This is a genomic window from Denitratisoma sp. (assembly GCA_032027165.1).
Classification (GTDB): Bacteria; Pseudomonadota; Gammaproteobacteria; order Burkholderiales; family Rhodocyclaceae; genus Desulfobacillus.
The window spans coordinates 2,051,332-2,071,719 of record JAVSMO010000001.1; the positions used below are offsets into that span (position 1 = coordinate 2,051,332).

23 protein-coding genes are annotated in these 20,388 nt (G+C 69.2%); 18 read left to right on the top strand and 5 right to left on the bottom strand.

The window, feature by feature from the left end; genetic code table 11:
- Window positions 1–30: 30 nt before the first annotated feature.
- Together ROZ00_10055 and ROZ00_10060 are read right to left on the bottom strand one after the other, a co-directional pair.
- Entirely contained in the window at window positions 31–933 is a 903-nt protein-coding gene (locus ROZ00_10055) for a hypothetical protein (protein MDT3736559.1), read from the bottom strand.
- 75 nt (window positions 934–1,008) lie between these two features.
- Window positions 1,009–1,569, bottom strand: coding sequence for a hypothetical protein (locus tag ROZ00_10060; GenBank protein ID MDT3736560.1), 561 nt, complete (start codon window positions 1,567–1,569; stop codon window positions 1,009–1,011).
- A 489-nt stretch (window positions 1,570–2,058) separates the two neighbouring features.
- Between ROZ00_10060 and ROZ00_10065 the strand changes: the two genes are divergently transcribed.
- Both ROZ00_10065 and ROZ00_10070 read left to right on the top strand, forming a co-directional pair.
- The gene (locus ROZ00_10065) at window positions 2,059–2,256 is read left to right on the top strand and encodes a DUF3330 domain-containing protein (protein ID MDT3736561.1); all 198 of its coding nucleotides are present in this window, start codon (window positions 2,059–2,061) and stop codon (window positions 2,254–2,256) included.
- Window positions 2,257–2,271: 15 nt separating this feature from the next.
- On the top strand, window positions 2,272–2,670 hold the full coding sequence (locus ROZ00_10070) for a lipopolysaccharide assembly protein LapA domain-containing protein (protein MDT3736562.1): 399 nt from the start codon (window positions 2,272–2,274) through the stop codon (window positions 2,668–2,670).
- Between the two features lie 27 nt (window positions 2,671–2,697).
- On the opposite strand, the gene ROZ00_10075 is transcribed toward ROZ00_10070, so the two are convergent.
- Both ROZ00_10075 and ROZ00_10080 read right to left on the bottom strand, forming a co-directional pair.
- Window positions 2,698–3,324 carry a response regulator gene (locus tag ROZ00_10075; protein MDT3736563.1) on the bottom strand — a complete coding sequence of 209 codons (627 nt, stop codon included), beginning with the start codon at window positions 3,322–3,324 and terminating at the stop codon, window positions 2,698–2,700.
- Window positions 3,317–4,945 (bottom strand): MASE1 domain-containing protein, encoded by a 1,629-nt coding sequence (locus ROZ00_10080; GenBank protein ID MDT3736564.1) that lies wholly within the window; start codon window positions 4,943–4,945, stop codon window positions 3,317–3,319. Before ROZ00_10080 ends, ROZ00_10075 begins: the two co-directional genes overlap by 8 nt.
- Window positions 4,946–5,123: 178 nt before the next feature.
- On the opposite strand from ROZ00_10080, the gene ROZ00_10085 reads away from it, so the two are divergent.
- From ROZ00_10085 to ROZ00_10160, 16 genes are all read left to right on the top strand, one after another.
- The gene (locus tag ROZ00_10085) at window positions 5,124–5,609 is read left to right on the top strand and encodes a Na+/H+ antiporter subunit E (protein MDT3736565.1); all 486 of its coding nucleotides are present in this window, start codon (window positions 5,124–5,126) and stop codon (window positions 5,607–5,609) included.
- Complete coding sequence (locus tag ROZ00_10090; GenBank protein ID MDT3736566.1) at window positions 5,609–5,899, top strand: monovalent cation/H+ antiporter complex subunit F; 291 nt, start codon at window positions 5,609–5,611, stop codon at window positions 5,897–5,899. The genes ROZ00_10085 and ROZ00_10090 overlap by 1 nt, the downstream gene beginning before the upstream one ends.
- Window positions 5,896–6,222 carry a monovalent cation/H(+) antiporter subunit G gene (gene mnhG, locus ROZ00_10095; GenBank protein MDT3736567.1) on the top strand — a complete coding sequence of 109 codons (327 nt, stop codon included), beginning with the start codon at window positions 5,896–5,898 and terminating at the stop codon, window positions 6,220–6,222. Before ROZ00_10090 ends, mnhG begins: the two co-directional genes overlap by 4 nt.
- Window positions 6,223–6,245: 23 nt before the next feature.
- The gene (locus ROZ00_10100; GenBank protein ID MDT3736568.1) at window positions 6,246–6,755 is read left to right on the top strand and encodes a DUF4040 domain-containing protein; all 510 of its coding nucleotides are present in this window, start codon (window positions 6,246–6,248) and stop codon (window positions 6,753–6,755) included.
- On the top strand, window positions 6,752–7,177 hold the full coding sequence (locus ROZ00_10105; protein ID MDT3736569.1) for a Na(+)/H(+) antiporter subunit B: 426 nt from the start codon (window positions 6,752–6,754) through the stop codon (window positions 7,175–7,177). Before ROZ00_10100 ends, ROZ00_10105 begins: the two co-directional genes overlap by 4 nt.
- Complete coding sequence (locus ROZ00_10110) at window positions 7,170–7,556, top strand: cation:proton antiporter subunit C (GenBank protein ID MDT3736570.1); 387 nt, start codon at window positions 7,170–7,172, stop codon at window positions 7,554–7,556. Before ROZ00_10105 ends, ROZ00_10110 begins: the two co-directional genes overlap by 8 nt.
- Complete coding sequence (locus ROZ00_10115) at window positions 7,553–9,034, top strand: monovalent cation/H+ antiporter subunit D family protein (protein MDT3736571.1); 1,482 nt, start codon at window positions 7,553–7,555, stop codon at window positions 9,032–9,034. Before ROZ00_10110 ends, ROZ00_10115 begins: the two co-directional genes overlap by 4 nt.
- Window positions 9,034–10,497, top strand: a complete 1,464-nt coding sequence (locus ROZ00_10120) for a proton-conducting transporter membrane subunit (protein ID MDT3736572.1) — start codon at window positions 9,034–9,036, stop codon at window positions 10,495–10,497. Before ROZ00_10115 ends, ROZ00_10120 begins: the two co-directional genes overlap by 1 nt.
- Window positions 10,494–10,745 carry a hypothetical protein gene (locus tag ROZ00_10125; GenBank protein ID MDT3736573.1) on the top strand — a complete coding sequence of 84 codons (252 nt, stop codon included), beginning with the start codon at window positions 10,494–10,496 and terminating at the stop codon, window positions 10,743–10,745. Before ROZ00_10120 ends, ROZ00_10125 begins: the two co-directional genes overlap by 4 nt.
- Window positions 10,738–12,426, top strand: a complete 1,689-nt coding sequence (locus ROZ00_10130) for a Na(+)/H(+) antiporter subunit D (protein MDT3736574.1) — start codon at window positions 10,738–10,740, stop codon at window positions 12,424–12,426. The genes ROZ00_10125 and ROZ00_10130 overlap by 8 nt, the downstream gene beginning before the upstream one ends.
- Window positions 12,427–12,456: 30 nt before the next feature.
- Window positions 12,457–12,954, top strand: coding sequence for a universal stress protein (locus ROZ00_10135; protein ID MDT3736575.1), 498 nt, complete (start codon window positions 12,457–12,459; stop codon window positions 12,952–12,954).
- Window positions 12,955–13,074: 120 nt separating this feature from the next.
- A complete protein-coding gene (locus tag ROZ00_10140) occupies window positions 13,075–14,508 on the top strand; it encodes a dihydrolipoyl dehydrogenase (GenBank protein ID MDT3736576.1) in 1,434 nt (477 codons plus the stop codon).
- 60 nt (window positions 14,509–14,568) lie between these two features.
- Window positions 14,569–15,909, top strand: coding sequence for a nodulation protein NfeD (locus tag ROZ00_10145; GenBank protein ID MDT3736577.1), 1,341 nt, complete (start codon window positions 14,569–14,571; stop codon window positions 15,907–15,909).
- A complete protein-coding gene (locus tag ROZ00_10150; protein ID MDT3736578.1) occupies window positions 15,909–16,670 on the top strand; it encodes a slipin family protein in 762 nt (253 codons plus the stop codon). The genes ROZ00_10145 and ROZ00_10150 overlap by 1 nt, the downstream gene beginning before the upstream one ends.
- A gap of 32 nt (window positions 16,671–16,702) precedes the next feature.
- Entirely contained in the window at window positions 16,703–18,352 is a 1,650-nt protein-coding gene (locus tag ROZ00_10155; GenBank protein MDT3736579.1) for a cation:proton antiporter, read from the top strand.
- Window position 18,353: 1 nt separating this feature from the next.
- Window positions 18,354–19,265, top strand: coding sequence for a universal stress protein (locus ROZ00_10160; protein MDT3736580.1), 912 nt, complete (start codon window positions 18,354–18,356; stop codon window positions 19,263–19,265).
- 48 nt (window positions 19,266–19,313) lie between these two features.
- On the opposite strand, the gene ROZ00_10165 is transcribed toward ROZ00_10160, so the two are convergent.
- Window positions 19,314–20,267: a DUF533 domain-containing protein gene (locus tag ROZ00_10165; protein ID MDT3736581.1), complete on the bottom strand. Its 954-nt coding sequence runs from the start codon at window positions 20,265–20,267 to the stop codon at window positions 19,314–19,316.
- Window positions 20,268–20,388: the final 121 nt, after the last annotated feature.

The following is a 20,388-nucleotide window of genomic DNA, read 5'->3' on the forward strand; positions in this document are numbered from 1 at the left end:
TCGCGCAGGTCCGGTGGATTATGCGTTACATCATAAATTTGGAACCTTGCTTGTGACGTAGCGTTTCGCCAAGTTAACGAGTTGCCGATTTCTCTTTTGGAGTTGGATTCGCACATCGTCCCACTCAAGCAGCAACGGAAAAGATGAGCGGACGCCTGCTTCTCCCACGTCTAGAGCGGAAAGGCCTATTAGGCTGCCGTCAAATACCATTGAGTATCTCGTATGCGCTGATTCGATTCTGGCCCGAGCTGCGGTAACGGAGTCCGAGATTAAATCTCGGACGAATTGATGAATTGAACTCAATGATTCGACATACCTCCTCGCCGCGGCAAGTAGGTTTACATCTTGAGTCATTTCCGAAAGCACGGTCTTTTTGAATTTTCCGTCGGACTCAAGTACGTCCCTTTGTGCCGCGATGAAGACGGAAAACTCCATCTGTCCGAGTTCGTCAAACGAGGTCCAATGACCATCCTGTCGGATGAAGTGAATTGGGATTCCTCGATGCTGTACATGATTTCGAAGGGCTTCCATGAAGCGATATTCGAAGAACTTATCGTATTCCTCCGAGCAGCGTCGCTTTACGGTGTCGGCGATATCTACCCTATCGGGAACGCAATCAGCAATGTGCTGGGGCAGTTGGTCGAAGTACAGCTTGGTAGCCGTAAGGAGGTTTACGATGCGTATGTTTAACGCTGATCTGATCTCGAACAATTCGCCGTAGCTCAGGGTGTCTCGAACTGCGTTTGTGACCGCGATATCCAGAAGCTGCTTTTCGACGGAAAGGAAGTTAGAGACAACAATCTCGTACTTCTCTTCTATGGCGAACGCGTCGGTCAAGATCTCGCGGGCCGCCTTTAGGGTCACGAATTCTTCCGGCGTAATCTCAACTTCCGGGACTATATCTAGGACCGCTTTGCGAAGGACGTAGGTCATGACGCATAACGCTCAAAGTAACAGGCTCTGCGCGGCTTCATCGCGCAGCGTCCGTGTTGATGGATGGGTTGGGCGTCAGGCGGTTGCACTGGGATCATCTACTTCGAGAGCGAAGGCGGCACAGGCCAGCCAGAGAAAGAAGACGCTTAGCCGAAAGATTACGATCTCAATGCCGTCGGCCTGCAAGAAGTTGAGTACGAAGACAGCAAGCCCTCGGTACTCCGTAGTTGCAGAAAAGTACCCAAGAGCTGCGTCATAAACAGAGAGCACGACGAATGCCATAGACCAGTCAGACAAGCGCTTGCCGTCAGGCGTTTGGTTGGAGAAAACGACGGTTGAGCGGAAGTGGAGCTGACCGAGGCCAATGAACTTGCGGAGTATGGGAAAGAAACCGGCCATCAGAAGTGAGTACGAGAGCACAAACATGACTACGGCAAAAACTGAAACCTTCTTCAGTGCCTCGTACCCGGAATCAAGGGCTAGGGTGGTTGGATCGACGCCAGCACGGAGCAGCCAAATATCGAGATACAGAAAGAAGGAGAGTAGAAGAACCAGAAACTTTCCATCGGCCATCTTTTCGAGTAGGGACGGTAGAATTTTCCCACTCTTGGCAATGGTTCCAGTGTCGTCAGTCAAGTGCAGTCCTCCGCTCAGGTGATGGATGATGAAGGCGCCCAACGTGAATTGTTCTGCCTAAATGACAGATCGTTTTCCGTCACTTCCGATGGATAAATAGGAGTTGTTGGCATTCGAGTATCGACGCATTAATCGAATAGCTATTTTTTATAGGTCCCAAAGTGCAAACTAAATGGAGCGCGCCATCTCTTGCTGCTTGCCGCCCTCATGCTGCCATTGCGCAAATGGAATGGCAACTGCGGGCGACTGCTCCTGCCGGCAGCGGTAGTAGCTGTTTTCAGAATGAACATCCGCTCCGGCCGATCAGCGGGAGTTGGCCCTGAGCCAGTCAGGGGCTCATTCGGGGCGGCAGCACGCGCACGCCGTCCTGCAGCGACTGACTTTCCCCCGGCCGCCCTCTCCTTTCCCCTTCGCAGCGTCGTCCCCGCTGGCGACGGCGCGCGGGGCGGGAGTAAGATGTGCGGGTCGCCTGTACAGTCGAGGTATGCCATGACCGACAAGCCCATTGCGCCATCCGGCGAACCGAACATCACCTGCGCCGTCTGCCGCCACGAAGTGCCGCTCAGCGCCGCCTTCACGCCGGAGGGCGCGGAATACGTCGAGCATTTCTGCGGTCTCGAGTGCTACCAGCAATTCGTCGCCGAGTCGAAGCGGCGCGGCGAGGGCGGGCCGGGCGGCAAGGCATAAACGGGAGGCTCCGCCATGCAGCTCATGCTGATCTTCGGCATCGTTTTCGCCATCGCCGCGGTGCTGTTCGCCCTGCAGAACAATGCGCTGGTCACGGTGACGGTCGCCTTGTGGCATTTCGAGAGCACCCTGGCCGTGGTGCTGCTGCTGGCCATCGGGCTGGGCGTGCTGATCGCCGGCCTGGTCTCCACGCCCACGGTGCTGCGCGGCCAGTGGAGCGGCGCGCGGCTGCGACGCCAGGTCGCCGCCCTCGAGAAGGAGAAGGCCGCGCTCGAGCAGCGTGTCGCGGCGCTGGAAGCCGAGGCGGCGCGCAACCGGCCGCTGCCGCCGCCGGACGCGGAGCCCGAGCGCTTCGCCGAGCTGAAATCGATCCTCACCGGCGGGGAGCAGGCGCCGAAGCCGCCGCCGGCGTGAGCGGGCAGGCCGCCGGCACGTCGCGATTCAGTCCCCTTCCGCGTTTGCGCCGCCCGCCGCGCCGAGGCTGAGGCGGACCAGCTGCGCGACGCCGTCCACCTGCAGCTTCTGCATCACCCGCGCCTTGTGCACCTCCACCGTGCGCGGGCTGATGCCCAGCTGCTCGGCGATGTCGCGGTTGTGCCCGCCGGCGACGATCATGTCCATCACCTCGCGCTCCCGCGGCGTCAGCGTCGCCAGCAGGCGGGCGAAGGCGTCGCGGCGGTCGGCCTCCTGCCGCGTCGACTCGCACTTCGAGAGGGCGTCGTCGAGGGCCGCCATCAGCCGCGCCTGGTCGAGCGGCTTCTCCAGGAAATCCACCGCCTGCGCCTTGAAGGCCTCGCGCGCCGACTCGACGTCGCCGTGGCCGGTCATGACGACGACCGTCAGGCCGCAGTCGAGCGCGTGCAGGCGCTTCTGCAGCTCGAGGCCGTCCATGCCGGGCATGCGGATGTCGAGCAGGACGCAGCCGCGCCAGTCGGGCTGCCAGGCGTGCAGGAAGCTTTCGGCATCGGCGAAGATCGCCGTGCGGTAGCCGCGCAGGCCGAGCAGCAGGCCGAGCGAGTCGCGCACGGAAGGGTCGTCGTCGACGATGAAGACGGTGGTGTCAGGCATGCGGGGCTTTCCTTTCGAAGGGGAGCTGCAGGCGGAACACGCCATGGCCGCCGACCTCGGCGCGCAGGCTGCCGCCGTGCGCCTCGGCAATCGCCCGGCTGATGGCGAGCCCGAGGCCGAGGCCGCTCGATTTGGTGGAGCTGAAGGGCTCGAACAGGCGGGCGGCCGCCGTGCCGGAGAGGCCCGGCCCGCTGTCCTCGACCTTGATGCAGACGCGGTCGGGCCCTTCCGGCTCGGCCGACAGGCGCACCTGCCGGCTGCCCGCCGGCTGGCCCGCCACGGCGTCGAAGGCGTTCGCGAGCAGGTTGCGGATCACCACCTCGACCTGCGGCCGGTCGGCCATGACGATGCCTTCCGGCGCCGGCGCAAGCATCAGTTCCACGCCGGCCTGCCCGGCGCGCGCCCGGAAGGGCGCGGCGGCGGCGGGCAGCAGCTCGGCGAGCGGGATCGGCTCGAGCCGGGTGGTGCCGGTGCGGAAGAAGTCGCGCAGGCGGCGCACCACCTCGGCGGCGCGGAAGGATTCGGACACCATCAGGCGGATGGCGTTCTTCAGGTTGTCGCCGGTGTCGCCGCGCGCGAGCAGCTCCTCGCAGGCGGTGCCGTAGGCGGACAGCGCCGTCAGCGGCTGGTTGAGCTCGTGGGCGAGCGCGCCGGCCATTTCCCCCGCCGCGGCGAGCCGCAGCGTCTGCCGCAGCTCGGCGCTGATGCGCTGCTGGGCGTCGACGACGATGCCGACGAAGAAGCCGACCAGGGCCAGCACCACCGTCAGCGCCTGGATCTCGAATGCCGTGACGGCGGCGAAGCCGAGCGACTGCACGGCGACGATGATGCCGGTCTGGACCAGCGCGGCGCTCAGCACCGCGCCGGCCAGGCCCTGCCGCGCCGCCGCCCAGACGATGGGCAGGAAAAGGACGTAGAAGTACTTGAACTCGGATTCGGCGCCGAGGCCGAAGGCCACCCACAGGGCGACCGCCGCGAGCAGGACATGCCAGGCGGTGTCGAGGCGCCCCAGCGTCGCGCCCAGCTGGGCGCGCCCCTGCTCGTCGAACAGCATCCACAGCAGCGGCATGGTGACGAGGATGCCGACGCCGTCGCCGATCCAGTAGCGGCCGACCGCCTGGCGCCAGTCCTCGGGCGGGATCAGGCCGAGCGCCACCAGCGCCAGCACGAAGGCCAGGCTGGTCAACAGGGTGCCGGCGACGACGATGCCGGCCCACTGCAGCATGCCGCTGCGGTCCGAGAAAATCACCAGGCCGCCGAGGCGCCGCCTGAGCAGTTCGCCGATGGCGCCATAACCGGCTGCCAGCATCGCGGCGATCGCCAGCGAGACCGGCAGGGCGAGCGGCAGGTCGCGCACCCACACCTCGGCCAGCAGCACGGCCAGCGCCAGCGGTGGCGCCGCCTTCCAGCCGTAGCGCAGCAGGAACACCAGGCCGAGCGCCGGCGCCGGGTTCCACGGCGTGATGTTGAGACCGTGCAGGGGATGGAAGAAGCTGGCCCAGTCGAGCGCGACGTAACCCGCGATCAACAGCAGCGCATCGGTCCAGCGCAGGCGGCGAGCGGTGAGCATCGGCTCTTTCAGGTCGATCCTGTCTATCGAAGGCTTATTGTGCGCAAGCATGGCGGATGGCGTAATTCGCCCGTGCCCCTACGTGGAACGCGTATTCTCCTCCGATTCGCGCGCCGCCTGGCAGGTTCCCGCAGGCGGGGTCGGCCGTACGCTGGCGCCCGAATTTTCAGGGCGGCTTTCCCTCTCTAGGATTTCCCCTGCTGCACCGTTTCCGCAACCGGGAGGTCCCATGCTCCATGCCGCGAGCGTCTTCCTCGTCCTGTACGCCTTCTGGCTCCTGCTCTCGGGCCTGTTCACGCCCTTCCTGCTGGCGGCCGGCGCCGGCTGCGCGCTGGCGGTGCTGGCCTTCGCCCGCCGCATGGACGTCGTCGACCGCGAAGGCCATCCGATCCACCTCGGCTGGCGCGCGCTCATCTCCTACTGGCCCTGGCTGCTCCGGGAAATCGTCCGCTCGTCGTGGGACGTCAGCCGCCGCATCCTCGATCCGCGCCTGCCGATCTCGCCGACGCTGGCGCGCTTCCGCCCCTCGCAGAAAAGCGAGCTCGGGCTCGTCATCCACGCCAACTCGATCACGCTGACGCCCGGCACCGTCGCGGTGGAGGTCGAGGCGGACACGTTCCTGGTGCACGCCCTGACGCGCGAGGCCGCCGCCGGACTTGCCGGCAGCGAGATGGACCGCCGCGTCGCCGCCCTCGAGAAGGAGGCCGCCCCCTGATGTTCGCCGCCGCCGCCCTCGCCCTGCTGGCGACGCTCGCCCTGACCCTGCTGCGGGCGGCGCGCGGCCCCAGCGTCTTCGACCGCCTGCTGGCGACCAACACCGTCGGCACCTGCACGGTGCTGCTGCTGGCGGTGTTCGGCTTCCTCACCGGCCGGCCGGACTTCCTCGACCTGGCGCTGGTGTACGGCCTGCTCAACGTGATCGGCACCGTCGCCGTGCTGAAGTTCTTCCGCCAGGGCGCGCTCGGCGACCCGGGCAACGGCAATGGCAACGGGGCGGCGCGATGAGTTGGCTGGTTGACGCGGCGAGTTGGGCCTGCCTCCTCGCCGGCGGCTTCTTCTGCTTCGTCGGCGCGATAGGCCTGCTGCGCATGCCCGACTTCTACACGCGCATGCACGCCGCCAGCGTCACCGACACGCTCGGCGCCGGCCTGGTCCTGCTCGGCCTGATGCTGCAGGCGGGCCTGACGCTGGTGACGGTGAAGCTGGCGATGGTCGGACTGCTGCTGTTCTTCACCGCCCCGGTCGCCGCCCACGCCTTGACCAAGGCCGCGCTGATGCGCGGGCTGGCGCCGAAGCTCGACGGGGAGATGCCGCCATCGAAACCCTGATCGTCAACGCGCTGCTCACCCTGATGATGCTGGCGGTGGTGGTGCTGGCGCGCACGCGCAACCTGTTCGCGGTGGTCGTGCTGTCCGGACTCTACAGCTTCCTCATGGCCACTGTGATGGTGGCGCTCGACGCGGTGGACGTCGCCATGACGGAGGCGGCGGTGGGCGCCGGCATCTCCACCGTGCTGCTGCTCGGCGCCCTGCACCTGTGCAGGAGCGAGGAGGCGAAGCCGGCGCACAAACCCTGGCTGCCGCTCGCCGTGACGGTGGCCACCGGGCTGGTGCTGGTCTACGGCACCTGGGACCTGCCGGCCTTTTCCGACCCCGAGGCGCCCATCCACCATCACGTCGCCCCGCGCTACCTCGAGGAAGGCCCGCGCGAGACCGGCGTGCCGAACGTGGTGACCGCCGTGCTGGCGAGCTATCGCGGCTTCGACACGCTGGGCGAGACGACGGTGGTGTTCACCGCCGGCGCCGGCATCATCGCGCTGCTGCGCCGCCGCCGCACGACAGCCGACAAGGAAACGCCATGACGCGCGACATGGTCCTGCGGGTGGTGGCCAAGCTGCTCATCCCCTTCATCCTGCTGTTCGCCCTCTACGTGCAGTTCCACGGCGACTTCGGCCCGGGCGGCGGCTTCCAGGCCGGCGTCATCCTCGCCGCGGCGATGGTCTTCTATGCCGTCATCTTCGGCCTCGACAACGCGCGCAAGGTGCTGCCGGACCGGCTGGTCGAGACGATGATCGCCGCGGGCGTGCTGCTCTACCTCGGCGTCGGCGTCGCCGGCCTGCTGCTCGGCGGCAACTTCCTCGACTACTTCGTGCTGTCCGCCGACCCGGTCGCCGGACAGCACCGCGGCATCTTCTGGATCGAGCTGGGCGTGGCGATCACCGTCTGCGGCGTGATGCTGAAGGTCTTCTACCTGTTCGCCGGGCGCGGCGCCGAGGATGAGTGAGATGCTCGCCCACTTCGTCGACCACTACGACTACTGGGCCATGATCTTCCTGGCGATGGCCGGGCTGTTCATCGTCATCGCCCGCGGCAACCTGATCAAGAAGCTGGTCGGACTCGGCATCTTCCAGACTTCGGTGTACCTGCTCTATGTCGCGCCGGGCAAGATCGCCGGCGGCACGGCGCCCATCGTCGCCGAGGGCTTCCGCGTCTATTCCAACCCGCTGCCGCACGTGCTGATCCTCACCGCCATCGTCGTCGGCGTCGCCACGCTGGCCCTCGGCCTCGCCCTGGTGGTGCGCATCCGCGAGGCCTACGACAGCATCGAGGAGGACGAGATCCTGCGGCGCGACCAGGCGCCCGACGGCGGAGGCGAAGCATGAATCTCGCCGCGCACCTGCCGGCCCTCCAGGTCGTCCTGCCGCTCGCCGCCGCGCCGCTGGCGGTGCTGGTGCGCGGCCGCGGCGCGGCCTTCGTGCTCGTCACCCTGGCGGCCTGGGCCGCCTTCGCCGTCAGCATCCTCATGTGGCTGCAGGTGAACGCCGCCGGGCCGATCTCCTATGCGCTGGGCAGCTGGGCGCCGCCCTGGGGCATCGAGTACCGCGTGGACAGCCTCTCGGCCCTGATGCTGATGCTGGTCTGCGGCATCGCCGCGGTGGTGCTGCCCTACTGCCGCGCCAGCATCGAGCGCGAGCTGCGACAGGACGTCCATTACCTGTTCTACGCCATGTTCGCGCTGTGCCTGGCGGGACTGGCCGGCATCGCCATCACCGGCGACGCCTTCAACCTGTTCGTCTTCCTGGAGATCTCCTCGCTTTCCTCCTATGTGCTGATCGCGCTCGGGCGCGACCGCCGCGCGCTGGTGGCCGCCTACCAGTACCTGATCATGGGCACCATCGGCGCCACCTTCATCGTCGTCGGCGTCGGCCTGCTCTACCTGAAGACCGGCACCCTCAACCTGGCGGACATGGGCGTGCGCCTGCAGGAGATGACCAGCCACCGCCCGGTGCTGGCGGCGCTGGCCTTCCTCACCGTCGGCATCTCGCTGAAGCTCGCCCTCTTCCCGCTGCACCAGTGGCTGCCCAACGCCTATGCCTACGCGCCCTCGGCGGTGTCGGCCTTCCTCGCCGCCACCGCCACCAAGGTATCGGTGTACGCCCTGCTGCGCTTCTATTTCTCGGTGTTCGGCGAGACCGCCGTGTTCAAGCGCCTGCCGATGGAAGACCTGATGCTCATCCTGGCGCTGGCCGGCATGTTCGCCGCCTCGGCCGTGGCGATCTTCCAGGACGACCTGAAGCGGCTGTTCGCCTATTCCAGCGTGGCGCAGATCGGCTACATCGTGCTGGGCATCTCCTTCGACTCGGTGACGGGGCTCACCGCCACCGTCGCGCACCTGGTCAACCACGCCGTCACCAAGGGCGGGCTGTTCCTGCTGCTGGGCGCCGTCATGGCCGGCATGGGCGGGGTGACGCTCGCGCGCGTGCGCGGCATCGGCCGCGTCATGCCGCTCACCGCCTTCGGCATCGTGCTGTGCGGCCTCAGCCTGATCGGCGTGCCCGGCACGGCCGGCTTCGTCAGCAAGTGGTACCTCATCCTCGCCGCGCTGGAGCAGGGCCAGTGGTGGCTGGTGTTCCTCATCGTCGCCTCCTCGCTGCTGGCGGTGGCCTACGTCTGGTGCTTCGTCGAGGCGGCCTATTTCCACGCGCCGCGCGCCGACCTCGCCGCGGTGCGCGAGGCGCCGGCGGGCCTGGCGATTCCCGCCTGGACCCTGGTCGGCGCCACGATCTGGTTCGGCCTCGACACCTCCGTCACCGTCGGTTCCGCCGCGCGGGCGGCGGCGATGCTGCTGGGGACGCCCTGATGGCGTCCGAGCATCTCATCCTCGCCGCGCTGGGGACGCCGCTCGTCGGCGCCGTCGGCATCGCCCTCAGCCACCGCGCGCCGAATTGGCGCGAGACGGTGACGCTGACGACGGCGGCGGCGCTGCTCCTGTGCGTCGCCGCGCTGCTGCCCGGCGTGCTGGCCGGCGCGCGGCCGGGCGTGCGCCTGCTGGAAGTCCTGCCCGGCCTCGACCTGGCCTTCGCCGTCGAGCCGCTCGGCATGCTCTTCGCGCTGGTCGCCTCCGGCCTGTGGATCGTCAACTCGCTCTACTCGATCGGCTACCTGCGCGGCAACGGCGAGGCGAACCAGACGCGCTTCTACGTCTGCTTCGCGCTGGCCATCGCCGCGGCGCTGGGCATCGCCTTCTCCGCCAACGTGTTCACCCTGTTCGTCTTCTACGAACTGCTGACGCTGATCACCTATCCGCTGGTCACCCACCACGGCAGCGACAAGGCGAAGAACGGCGGGCGCACCTACCTCGGCCTGCTGGTCGGCACCTCGGTGCTGTTCCTGCTGCCGGCGCTGGTGTTCACCTGGCACGTCGCCGGCACCACCGACTTCCGGCCGGGGGGCATCCTCGCCGGCCGGCTCGACGGCTTGGCGCTGGCCGGCCTGCTGGCGCTCTACATGTTCGGCATCGGCAAGGCGGCGCTGATGCCCTTCCACCGCTGGCTGCCGGCGGCGATGGTGGCGCCGACGCCGGTCTCGGCGCTGCTGCACGCCGTCGCCGTGGTGAAGGCCGGCGTCTTCAGCGTGGTGAAGGTGGTGGTGTACGTCTTCGGCCTCGACACGCTCGACGGCGCCGCCGACTGGCTGGTGGCCGTCGCCGGCTTCACCATCCTCGCCGCCTCGGTGGTGGCGCTCAACGCCGACAACCTGAAGCGGCGCCTGGCCTATTCCACCGTCAGCCAGCTCTCCTACGTGGTGCTCGCCGCCGCGCTGCTGGCGCCGCTGTCGCTGGTCGGCGCGGCGCTGCACATCGCCGCCCACGCGCTGGGCAAGATCACCCTGTTCTTCGCCGCCGGCGCCATCTACACCGCCGCCCACAAGACCGAGGTGAGCCAGCTCGACGGCATCGGCCGGCGCATGCCGTGGACCATGGGCGCCTTCGCCGTCGGCGCGCTGTCGATGATCGGCCTGCCGCCGGCGGCCGGCTTCGTCTCGAAGTGGTACATGCTCTCCGGCGCCATGGCGGCGGCGCACTGGCCGGCGGTGGCGGTGATCGCCGCCAGCACCCTGCTCAACGCCGGCTACTTCCTGCCCATCCTCTGGCGCGCCTTCTTCCGCCCCGCCAGCGCCGGCGACGCGCACCCCCCGCACGGCGAGGCGCCGCTGCCGATGGTGATCGCGCTCACGCTCACCGCCGCCGGCACGCTGGCGCTGTTCTTCCTGCCCGACGTGCCGCTGGCGCTGGCGCGCGACATGCTCGGAGGCCTGCCATGAAGCCGCACTGGCTGGACGAACCGAAGAACGTGAAACTGCTCTGGCGTTTATTCCTCGCCGTGCTGGCGGCGACGGTGCTGGCGGAGCTGGCCATCGCACTGCATCCGCATTTCGAGGTCGAATCCCTGTTCGGCTTCCACGCCTGGTACGGCTTCGCCGCCTGCGCGGCGATGATCCTCGCCGCCAAGGGGCTGGGGCTGCTGCTGAAGCGGCCGGACAGCTACTACGAGGCCGACGGCGATGAGTGAGTGGCTCGTCCATCCCGGCCTGCTGCTGGTGCTCGGCGCCTTCGCCCTGCCCTGGCTGCGCGGCGGCGCGCGCAGCGCGGCGGTGCTGGCGCTGCCGCTTGCCGCCCTGTTCTGCCTCTGGCAGCTGCCGGAGGGCGCCTTGTGGCGCGCGCAGTGGCTGGGCTACGAGCTGGCGCCGCTCAGCGTCGACAAGCTGTCGCGCCTGTTCGCCACCATCTTCGCCCTGATGGCCTGCGGCGGCGGCCTCTTCGCGCTGCGCCAGCAGAGCCGCCTGGAAATCCCCGCCGCCTACGTCTACGCCGGCTCGGCCATCGGCGTGGCGCTGGCCGGCGACCTCGTCACGGTGTTCGTCTTCTGGGAGCTGATGGCGGTCGGTTCGACGCTGGTGCTGTGGAGCGCCGGCACGGCGCAGGCCTGGGCCGCCAGCCGCCGCTACGTGATGATCCACCTCCTCGGCGGCGTCGTCCTCTTCGCCGGCATCACCGGCCACCTGCTCGACACCGGCGACGCCGCCTTCGTCCGCATGGCGCCCGACTCGGTGGCGCACTGGCTGATCCTCATCGGCTTCCTCATCAACGCCGGCGCGCCGCCGCTCTCGGCCTGGCTGCCCGACGCCTACCCGGAGGCTTCCTGGAGCGGCACGGTGTTCCTCTCGGCGTTCACCACCAAGACGGCGGTGTACGTGCTGCTGCGCGGCTTCCCCGGCACCGAGTTCCTGATCTGGATCGGCCTCTTCATGGTCTTCTACGGCATCGTCTACGCGCTGCTGGAAAACGACATGCGGCGCATCCTCGCCTACAGCATCGTGAACCAGGTCGGCTTCATGATCGCCGGCATCGGCATCGGCACCGAGATGGCGCTGAACGGCGCCGCCGCGCACGCCTTCACCCACATCGTCTACAAGGCCCTGCTGCTGATGTCGGCCGGCGCCGTGCTCGCGGCCACCGGCCGGCGCAAGTGTTCCGAACTGGGCGGCCTCTTCCACAGCATGCCGCTGACGACGATCTGCGGCAGCATCGGCGCGCTCGCCATCTCCTCGTTCCCGCTCACCTCCGGCTTCGTCTCGAAGTCGATGGTGACGCAGGCGGCCATCGACGGCCACCTGCTGTGGGTGTGGCTGGCGCTCGCCGCCGCCTCGGCCGGCGTCTTCCTGCACGCCGGCATCAAGTTCCCGTGGTTCGTCTTCTTCCAGAAGGATTCGGGGCTGCGCCCGAGCGATCCGCCCGCCAGCATGCGGTGGGCGATGATCGCCTTCGCCTTCCTCTGCATCGCGCTGGGCGTGTGGCCGGAACCGCTCTACCGCCTGCTGCCCTACGCGGTCGACTACGTCCCCTACACGGCGGCGCACGTGCTGACGCAGCTGCAGCTGCTGCTGTTCTCCGGCCTCGCCTTCTTCGTCATGCTGCCCTGGCTGAAGCGCACGCCGACCCTCACGCTCGACGTCGACTGGCTGTGGCGCACGCCGCTGCCGGCCCTGGCGCGCGGCGCCGGCCATGCGCACCGCAGGCTGCGCGACGGCCTCGCTGCGCGCGCCGGGACTTTCGCCGCCCGCCTGGCCGCCGGCATCCGCCGCCACCGCGAACCCGACGGCCTGCTGCTGCGCAGCTGGCCGACCGGCGGCATGGCCCTCTGGGTGATGACGATGCTGCTGGCCTGGCTGGTCCTCTACTACCTCCCCTGACGCTGAACCGCAAGGATGAAAGGAGACATCATGACCGACAAAGCGAACGACGCCCCGGCCGGCCCGGGGACGACGGCGATGCGGCTGCTGATCCCGATCGATGCGACCGAGCGCTCGCGCTGGGGCGTCCGCTACGCCCTGCGCCAGCACCAGGTCGGCAAGCCGGTGCAGGCCTGCCTGCTGTTCGTCGCCGAGCCGGTCACCAGCCTCGAGCTGCTGCGCTTCCGCACGCACGACGAGATCGCCCGCTTCCAGGCCGAGAGCGGCCAGTACCTGATCGAGGACGCCGCCGACCCGCTGGTGCGCGCCGGCATTCCCTACGAGGCGGTGTTGCGCGAGGGCGAGATGGCCTTCCAGATCCTCGACGCCGCCGAGCAGCTCGGCTGCAGCAGCGTCGTCCTGCCGCAGCCGCAGCCCCGCCTGGCGCGGCTGCTCTGCCGCGACGTGGCGCAGGAAGTGCTGAGCCAGGCGCGTGCTCTGCCCGTCGTCACCGTGAACGCCGAAGGCATGCCGGTGGACGGCCGCTGAGCGGCCCGCCACGCAATCGAGCAGTGCGAGAGTGGAGATTGGGGCGGCTTCGGCCGCCCGTTTTTTCCATCCGACCGGGTTAAGATGCAAGCGGGCTTGCACCCGACAGGAGAAGACGCCATGAACGCGAATTACGAAGTGGTCATCGTCGGCGCCGGCAGCGCCGGGCTCGCCGCCCTGCGCGAAGTAAAGAAGCGCACGCAGGACTTCCTGCTGGTCAACGACGGCCCCTGGGGCACCACCTGCGCCCGCGTCGGCTGCATGCCCTCGAAGGTGCTGATCGAGGCTGCCAACGCCTACCACCGGCGCCATGCCTTCGAGGAGTTCGGCATCCGCGGCGCCGGCGCGCTCGGCGTCGACCTGCCCGCCGTGCTGCGCCGCGTGCGGCGCCTGCGCGACGGCTTCGTCAAGGGCACCCTGCAGGCCACCGACAATCTGGGCGAGCGCGCCGTCTCCGGCCGCGCCCGCCTCGCCGGCCCCGGCCGGCTGGAGGTGGACGGCCGGGAAATTTCCGCGCGCGCCATCGTCCTCGCGCCCGGCTCCAGCCCGGTGGTGCCGCCGGCCTGGCAGGTATTGGGGGAGCGGCTGCTCACCACCGACACGCTGTTCGAGCGCGAGACGCTGCCGTCGCGCATGGCGGTCATCGGCCTCGGCGCCATCGGCGTCGAGATGGCGCAGGCGCTGGCGCGGCTGGGCATCGAAGTCGCCGCCTTCGGCCGCGGCCACCTCGGCGGCCTCTCCGACGCAAAAGTCAGTGCCGCCGCCACGGCGTTGCTCGGCGGCGAATTCGCCCTGCACCTCGGCGCCGAGGCGGAAGTGCGCGCCGAGGGCGGCGCCATCCGCGTGCGCGCCGGCGACGCCGAAGCGACGGTGGACGCCGTGCTAGCCGCGCTCGGCCGGCGGCCGAACCTGGGCGGCCTCGGCCTGGAAACGCTCGGCGTCGCGCTCGATGCGCGCGGCCTGCCGCCGGTCGACCCGAACACCCTGCAGGTCGCCGGCCTGCCGCTGTTCCTCGCCGGCGACGCCAACGGCGAGCGCGCCCTGCTGCACGAGGCCGCCGACGAAGGCCACATCGCCGGGCTCAACGCCATGCGCCTGGCCGCGGGCGAAAAGCCGGCCTGCTTCGCGCGGCGCACGCCGCTCGCCATCGTCTTTTCCGAGCCGAACATCGCCGTCGCCGGCCGCCGCCGCGCCGACCTGGCGGCGGGAACCTTCATCGAGGGCGAAATCGACTTCGCGCGCCAGGGCCGCGCCCGCGCCGGCCAGCGCAACCACGGCCTGATGCGCATTTATGCGGAAAAAGACACCGGCAGGCTGCTCGGCGCCGAGATGTGCGCGCCGGCCGCCGAACACATGGCGCACCTGCTGGCGCTGGCGCTAGACCGCGGCATGACGGTGCGCGAACTCCTGCGCCTGCCCTTCTACCACCCGGTGCTGGAGGAAGGCCTGCGCAGCGCGCTGCGCGAGCTGGCGGCGCAGCTGCCCGCCGCCGGAGAATCGGACCTGCAATCCTGCGGCGCCTTCGAGGCCATCGGCGCCGAAGCGCTCGATTAGGCGTGGCAGGGAACGCTTCGTGCCAAAGCCTGTCGGACAGAGACAAGTCGGGGACAAACGATGAAACGCCTGCTGCTCCTCATTGCCGCGCTCGTGTTCCTCCCGCTGCCGGCCTTCGCCGCGACGGTGAAGGTGGCGGAGATCCACGGCGCCGTCAGCCCGGCGAGCGCCGCCTATTTCCTGCGCGCGCTGGAGGACGCGCAGCGCGCGAAAGCCGACCTGCTGGTGCTCAAGCTCGACACGCCGGGCGGACTCGATTCGGCCATGCGCGAGATGATCCAGGGCATCCTCGCCTCGCCCGTGCCGGTGGCGACCTGGGTGGCGCCCAGCGGCGCGCGCGCCGCCAGCGCCGGCACCTACCTGCTCTACGCCAGCCACGTCGCCGCCATGGCGCCGGGCACCAACCTCGGTGCGGCGACGCCGGTGGCGATCGGCATCGGCGGCGATGCCGGCAAGCCGGCGGAGAAGAAGCCGGAAGCGGGCAAGGGCGGCGGCGCACCGGGCACCGCCATGGAAAAAAAGGCGGTGCACGACGCCGCTGCCTACATCCGCAGCCTGGCGCAATTGCGCGAACGCAACGCCGAGTGGGCCGAGCGCGCCGTGCGCGAGGCGGAGAGCCTCTCCGCCGAGGAGGCGCTGAAGCTGAAGGTGGTCGACTTCGTCGCCGCCGACCTGCCCGAGCTGCTGCAAAAGGCCGAGGGCCGCAAGGTCAAGCTCGCCGACGGCGTCGCCACGCTCTCGCTCGCCGGCGCCGCCGTCGTGACGGTCGAACGCAACTGGAAGGAACGGCTGCTGGCGGCCATCGCCGACCCGAACATCGCGCTGATCCTGATGATGCTCGGCGTCTACGGCCTGCTCTTCGAGTTCTACACGCCGGGCTTCGGCGTCGCCGGCATCGTCGGCGCGATCTGCCTGCTGCTGGCGCTCTACGCCCTGGCCATGCTGCCGATCAACGCCACCGGGGCGCTGCTGATCCTGCTCGGCGTGGCGCTGATGACGACGGAGGCTTTCGTGCCGAGCTTCGGCGCCTTTGGCATCGGCGGCATCGTCGCCTTCGTCGCCGGGTCGCTGATGCTGATCGACGCAGAGGTGCCGGGCCTGCAGATCTCGCTCGCCTTCATCGTTCCGCTGGCGGCGGCGAGCGCCCTGGTGCTGGGCGGCGTCGGCGCCTTCGCGCTGCGCTCGCGGCGCCGCCCGGTGGTGTCCGGCGTCGAGGCCATGGCCGGCGGCACGGCCGAGGCACTGGAGGACTTCGCGCGCGAAGGCTGGGTGCTGGCCTTCGGCGAGCGCTGGCATGCGCGCAGCGCTTCGCCGCTGAAAAGCGGCGAGCGGGCGCGCATCGTGGCGGTGGACGGACTGACCCTCGTAGTTGAACCGGAAGGCAAAGGAGAACGATCATGATGATCTGGGACTTCGGCTGGGGCGGCGCGCTGCTGCTGCTCATCGCGCTGGCGGCGGCCAGCATCCGCATCATGCGCGAGTACGAACGCGGCGTGGTGTTCCTGCTCGGACGCTTCTGGAAGGTGAAGGGGCCGGGCATCGTCCTCGTCGTGCCGGGCATCCAGCAGATGGTGCGGGTGGACCTGCGCCTGGTGGTGATGGACGTGCCGAGCCAGGACGTCATCTCGCGCGACAACGTCTCGGTGAAGGTGAACGCGGTGGTGTACTTCCGCGTCGTCGATCCGCAGAAGGCCATCATCCACGTCGAGAACTACTTCGAGGCCACCTCGCAGCTGGCGCAGACGACGCTGCGCTCGGTGCTCGGCAAGCACGAGCTCGACGACATGCTCGCCGAGCGCGAGCGGCTCAACGTCGACATCCAGCAGATCCTCGACGCGCAGACCGACTCCTGGGGCATCAAGGTCGCCAACGTCGAGATCAAGCACGTGGACATCGACGAATCGATGGTGCGCGCCATCGCCCGCCAGGCCGAGGCCGAGCGCGAGCGGCGCGCCAAGGTGATCCACGCCGAGGGCGAGCAGCAGGCTTCCGAGAAGCTGCTGGAGGCGGCCAGGGTGCTGGCGCAGTCGCCGCAGGCGATGCAACTGCGCTACCTGCAGACGCTGGTGAACATTGCCGGCGACAAGACCTCGACCATCGTCTTCCCGATGCCGATGGACATCATGGAGGCGCTGAAGAAGCTCACCGCCGACAAGCCCTGACAACATCGCCGATCCGCCGGGAGGGGCGGAAGATGTTCGCCGACGCCTACACCGAGTTCACCGTCCTGCTGCTGACCGCCGCCGCCGTCGGCGCGCTCGGCGTGCGCCTGCGCCAGCCGCTGATCGTCGCCTACATCGTGGTCGGCATCGCCGTCGGTCCGTCGGCCCTCGGCTGGGTGACGGCGCGCGACCAGATCGACCTGCTGGCGCAGATCGGCGTCACCCTGCTGCTGTTCGTGGTCGGACTGAAGCTCGACATGCACCTGGTGCGCAACCTCGGCAGCGTGGCGCTCGCCACCGGCCTTGGCCAGCTCCTGTTCACCATCGTCTTCGGCTACCTGATCGCGCTGGCCCTCGGCATGTCGGCCATGACGGCGCTCTACGTCGCCGTGGCGCTGACCTTCTCCAGCACCATCATCATCGTCAAGCTGCTCTCCGACAAGCGCGAGATCGACTCCCTGCACGGGCGCATCGCCATGGGCTTCCTCATCGTGCAGGACATCGCCGTGGTGGTGGCGATGATGGTGCTCGGCGCGCACCATGCCGGCGGCGGCGGCGGCTGGCTGGCGATCGCCGCCACCGTCGCCGTCAAGCTCGCCGTCGTGCTCGCCGTCATCGCCGCCCTGATGCGCTGGGTGCTGCCGCACCTGCTGCGCCGGATCGCCGGCTCGCCCGAGCTGCTGCTGCTCGCCGCCGTCGCCTGGGGCACGGCGCTCGCCACCGCCGGCGAGCTGTTCGGCTTCAGCAAGGAGGTCGGCGCCTTCCTCGCCGGCTTCTCGCTCGCCTCGACGCCCTACCGCGAGGCGATGAGCACGCGGCTCACCAGCCTGCGCGACTTCCTGCTGCTGTTCTTCTTCATCGACCTCGGCGCCAAGCTCGACCTCTCGGCGCTCGGCGGCGACCTCGGCCCGGCCGTCGTCCTCTCGCTGTTCGTGCTGATCGGCAACCCGCTCATCGTCATGGCCATCATGGGCTGGATGGGCTACCGCAAGCGCACCGGCTTTCTCGCCGGCCTCACCGTGGCGCAGATCAGCGAGTTCTCCATCGTTTTCGTCGCCATGGGCATCACCCTCGGCCACGTCGGCCAGGAGGCGCTCGGCCTGGTGACGCTGGTGGGCCTCGTCACCATCACGCTGTCGACCTACATGATCCTCTACTCGCAGCCGCTCTACGCCCGGCTCAAGCCCTGGCTCGGCCGCTTCGAGCGGCGCGTGCCCTTCCGCGAGCTGGCGGTCGAGAAGAACGAGGCCGGCCCGGCCGGGGCGGACGTCATCGTCTTCGGCATGGGCCGCTACGGCAAGCACCTGGCGCAGCGGCTGGCGCGGCTGGAAACACGGGTGCTCGGGGTAGACTTCGATCCGGAGACGGTGGCGCATTGCCGCCAGCGCGGCATGGCGATCCGCTTCGGCGACGCCGAGGACCCGACCTTTCCCGAGACGCTGCCGCTCGCCGGCACGCGCTGGGTGGTGAGCACCCTGCCGCAGCTCGACGTGAACCTCGGCCTGCTCGACGCGCTGCGGCGCCACGGCTACGGCGGCCGCGTCGCCATGACCGCGCACGCGCCGGCGGACATCCTCCGGCTCGAGCACGCCGGCGCCGACCGCGTGCTGCAGCCCTTCGACGACGCCGCCGAGTTCGCCGCGCGCGCCATCGGCCAGGAACTGAATCCACAGGAGATCTGACATGGAAAAACCCGCACACATCCTGATCGCCACCGACCTCTCCTCCCACGCCGGCAAGGCCGAGACGCGCGCCGCCATGCTGGCGCAATCGCTCGGCGCGAAGAAGCTGGTCCTGATGCACGTCGTGCCGAGCCTGCCGCTCGAGGCACTGACCAACATCCTCGAGCGCACGCCGCTGGAGACCGAGCAGAAGCTGGTCGAGGCCGCCGGCGCCGAACTGAAGGAACGCGCGCGCCGCCTCGGCGAGAAATACGGCATCGCCACCGGCACGGCCGTGCGCATCGGCCGCCCGTATGTGGAGATCGCCGAGGAGGCCGAGGCGCTCGACGCCGAACTGGTGGTGGTCGGCGGCTACGGCGCGCACCTGGTGCGGGAGCTGTTCCTCGGCGCCACCGCCGAGAAGGTGCTGAGCAAGAGCCGGCGGCCGGTGCTGGTGGTCAAGCAGGAACCGCTCTCGCCCTACAAGCGCCTGCTGGTGCCGGTGGACTTCTCGCCCTCCTCGGCGCGCGCGCTCGAATGGGCGCAGGCGCTGGCCGGCGGCGCCGAGGTCACCGTCGCCCACGTGTACGAGGCGCCCTACGAGAGTACGCTGCGCTACGCCAGCGTCGAGGACAAGGTGCTCGAGGGCTACCGGGCCGCCGCGCGCCAGCAGGCGCAGGACGCCCTGCGCGCCTTCCTCGAACCGCGCCGCGCCGCCGGCACTGACTTTCTGCAGCGCATGCTGCACGGCCATCCCGCCGCCGGCATCCGCGAGCTGGCCGAGGAGATGCGGCCCGACCTGATCGTGATGGGCAAGCACGGCCAGAACGAACTCGAGGAGCTGCTGCTCGGCAGCGTCACCAAGCACGTGCTGTTCGAGACCCGCTGCGACATGCTGGTGGCACTGGATACGGCGCCGTCCCGCGGAGACTGACTTTTTCCCGCAGGCGCGGCGACGCGCGCGCCTGCGGCGAAGCCGGCCCTACTGGCCGCGCACCAGCGACATCACCTTCGCCATGTCGAGGCTGTCCGCCTGCTGCCGGATCTGCGGCAGGTATTCGGCCTGCATCCGCTTCGCCGGCTCGAGCAGGTTGCGGAAGGTCTCCTTCAGCAGCGCGCCGTCCATCTGGCGGCCGCCGGCGTAATAGCGCTTGGCGACGTGGCCGAGGGCGTAGGTGGTGGCGAACGAAAAGGCCATGCCGGTGGCGGCCCGGCCGATCTGCCTGCCGAGGCCGCCGGCGGCCTTGCCGAGCAGGCCGCCGAGCAGCTTGCGGCCGAACTGCTCGAGGTATTGCGAGGTCAGCCCGACGCCGAGCGTCGCCAGCAGTTCGCGGATGTGGCCCTGGTCGAGCTCGTAGCCGTGCGCCTTGCCGATGCGATAGACCATCTTCATCTGCAGCGGAATGACGGCCATCGAGGCCCAGGACTGCGGCAGCAGCTCGAGCGCGCCGTTGAGGATGGCGTAGTTGAGGATGCTGCGGTCAAGCTCGGCCTCGGGCACGTTCGGCGTTGCCGCCACCACCGGGCCGGCCGCCGCGGCCGGCGCGGCGGCCTCGGCCAGCTCCGCCATCGCCTCGCCCTGGCGGTCGAGGGGCGCGGTGACGCCGGCGTCGAGCCGCAGCGCCTGCGCCAGCCCGGCTAGGAAGCCGCGCTCGGCCTCCGTCGCGCGCCCGTCGGCGTCGCAGACGCAGACCGCCATCTCGTAGGCCAGCTGGCGGTGCCCGGGCTCGGCGAGGGCGGCGGCGGCCTCCTGCAGGCCGGCGCGCTTGAGCAGGACGTCGCGGTAGAGGCCGGCGACGTCGGGCGCGCCGGGCGCCGCGCCGAGCGATTCGGCCAGGCGGCGGATCTCCTCGCGCTCGCGTTCGTCGTTGGCGCCGTCGGCAAAGGCGGCAAGCAGGGCGATGGTGAGGACGGCTTTCTGCTGTTCCGGGTTCATGCGGTTTGTCCTGTTGTCGAGTAGGGGAATCTGCGCGCTGCGCACAGGCGCGAACGTGGGACGCCGGCAGCGGCGGGCAAGTTCCCGGCCAGGGCGCAGGAAATCCCGTCCGCCCCGAAGC

Excerpts from the sequence above, each read along its gene's own strand:
- ROZ00_10055 (MDT3736559.1), bottom strand. The coding sequence starts at position 933 with ATGACCTACGTCCTTCGCAAAGCGGTCCTAGATATAGTCCCGGAAGTT.
- ROZ00_10160 (MDT3736580.1), top strand. The coding sequence starts at position 18,354 with ATGGAAAAACCCGCACACATCCTGATCGCCACCGACCTCTCCTCCCAC.
- ROZ00_10165 (MDT3736581.1), bottom strand. The coding sequence starts at position 20,267 with ATGAACCCGGAACAGCAGAAAGCCGTCCTCACCATCGCCCTGCTTGCC.
- ROZ00_10085 (MDT3736565.1), top strand. The coding sequence starts at position 5,124 with ATGCTCCATGCCGCGAGCGTCTTCCTCGTCCTGTACGCCTTCTGGCTC.
- ROZ00_10105 (MDT3736569.1), top strand. The coding sequence starts at position 6,752 with ATGACGCGCGACATGGTCCTGCGGGTGGTGGCCAAGCTGCTCATCCCC.
- ROZ00_10090 (MDT3736566.1), top strand. The coding sequence starts at position 5,609 with ATGTTCGCCGCCGCCGCCCTCGCCCTGCTGGCGACGCTCGCCCTGACC.
- ROZ00_10120 (MDT3736572.1), top strand. The coding sequence starts at position 9,034 with ATGGCGTCCGAGCATCTCATCCTCGCCGCGCTGGGGACGCCGCTCGTC.
- ROZ00_10130 (MDT3736574.1), top strand. The coding sequence starts at position 10,738 with ATGAGTGAGTGGCTCGTCCATCCCGGCCTGCTGCTGGTGCTCGGCGCC.
- ROZ00_10150 (MDT3736578.1), top strand. The coding sequence starts at position 15,909 with ATGATCTGGGACTTCGGCTGGGGCGGCGCGCTGCTGCTGCTCATCGCG.
- ROZ00_10155 (MDT3736579.1), top strand. The coding sequence starts at position 16,703 with ATGTTCGCCGACGCCTACACCGAGTTCACCGTCCTGCTGCTGACCGCC.
- ROZ00_10070 (MDT3736562.1), top strand. The coding sequence starts at position 2,272 with ATGCAGCTCATGCTGATCTTCGGCATCGTTTTCGCCATCGCCGCGGTG.
- ROZ00_10145 (MDT3736577.1), top strand. The coding sequence starts at position 14,569 with ATGAAACGCCTGCTGCTCCTCATTGCCGCGCTCGTGTTCCTCCCGCTG.
- ROZ00_10065 (MDT3736561.1), top strand. The coding sequence starts at position 2,059 with ATGACCGACAAGCCCATTGCGCCATCCGGCGAACCGAACATCACCTGC.
- ROZ00_10100 (MDT3736568.1), top strand. The coding sequence starts at position 6,246 with ATGATGCTGGCGGTGGTGGTGCTGGCGCGCACGCGCAACCTGTTCGCG.
- ROZ00_10140 (MDT3736576.1), top strand. The coding sequence starts at position 13,075 with ATGAACGCGAATTACGAAGTGGTCATCGTCGGCGCCGGCAGCGCCGGG.
- ROZ00_10075 (MDT3736563.1), bottom strand. The coding sequence starts at position 3,324 with ATGCCTGACACCACCGTCTTCATCGTCGACGACGACCCTTCCGTGCGC.
- mnhG (MDT3736567.1), top strand. The coding sequence starts at position 5,896 with ATGAGTTGGCTGGTTGACGCGGCGAGTTGGGCCTGCCTCCTCGCCGGC.
- ROZ00_10125 (MDT3736573.1), top strand. The coding sequence starts at position 10,494 with ATGAAGCCGCACTGGCTGGACGAACCGAAGAACGTGAAACTGCTCTGG.
- ROZ00_10135 (MDT3736575.1), top strand. The coding sequence starts at position 12,457 with ATGACCGACAAAGCGAACGACGCCCCGGCCGGCCCGGGGACGACGGCG.
- ROZ00_10115 (MDT3736571.1), top strand. The coding sequence starts at position 7,553 with ATGAATCTCGCCGCGCACCTGCCGGCCCTCCAGGTCGTCCTGCCGCTC.
- ROZ00_10080 (MDT3736564.1), bottom strand. The coding sequence starts at position 4,945 with ATGCTTGCGCACAATAAGCCTTCGATAGACAGGATCGACCTGAAAGAG.
- ROZ00_10110 (MDT3736570.1), top strand. The coding sequence starts at position 7,170 with ATGAGTGAGATGCTCGCCCACTTCGTCGACCACTACGACTACTGGGCC.